1 protein-coding gene is annotated in these 711 nt (G+C 65.0%); it reads left to right on the forward strand.

The features are described from left to right. Nucleotides 1–711: pyridoxal 5'-phosphate synthase lyase subunit PdxS (gene pdxS, locus A5740_RS25765; protein ID WP_076198875.1), on the forward strand; the 711-nt coding region annotated here is incomplete at both ends.

The raw sequence follows: 711 nt of genomic DNA on the forward strand, positions 1-711 counted from the left end.
GCGGTGGCTGTGATGGCCCTGGAGCGGGTGCCTGCTGACATCCGCGCTCAGGGTGGGGTGTCGCGCATGTCGGATCCGGACATGATCGACGGCATCATCTCGGCGGTCACGATTCCGGTGATGGCCAAGGCGCGGATCGGGCATTTCGTCGAGGCGCAGATCCTGCAGAGCTTGGGTGTGGATTACATCGACGAGTCCGAGGTGCTGACCCCGGCTGATTACGCCAACCACATCGACAAATGGCGCTTCACCGTGCCGTTCGTGTGCGGGGCGACCAACCTGGGTGAGGCGCTGCGCCGCATCACCGAGGGTGCGGCGATGATTCGCTCCAAGGGCGAGGCCGGCACCGGGGATGTCTCCAATGCCACCACCCACATGCGCAAGATCGGTGGTGAGATCCGTCGGCTGACCTCGATGAGCGAGGACGAGTTGTATGTGGCGGCCAAGGAACTGCAGGCCCCGTATGAGTTGGTGGTCGAGGTGGCCCGGGCCGGCAAGTTGCCGGTGACGATGTTCACCGCGGGCGGGATCGCCACCCCGGCGGATGCGGCGATGATGATGCAGCTTGGTGCTGAGGGAGTGTTCGTGGGTTCGGGCATCTTCAAATCCGGTGATCCGGCCGCGCGAGCTGCAGCCGTTGTCAAGGCCACCACCTTCTACGACGATCCCGACGTGTTGGCCAAGGTGTCGCGGGGTCTGGGCGAGGCCATG

The organism is Mycobacterium sp. GA-1841 (genome assembly GCF_001954135.1).
Classification (GTDB): domain Bacteria; phylum Actinomycetota; class Actinomycetes; order Mycobacteriales; family Mycobacteriaceae; genus Mycobacterium.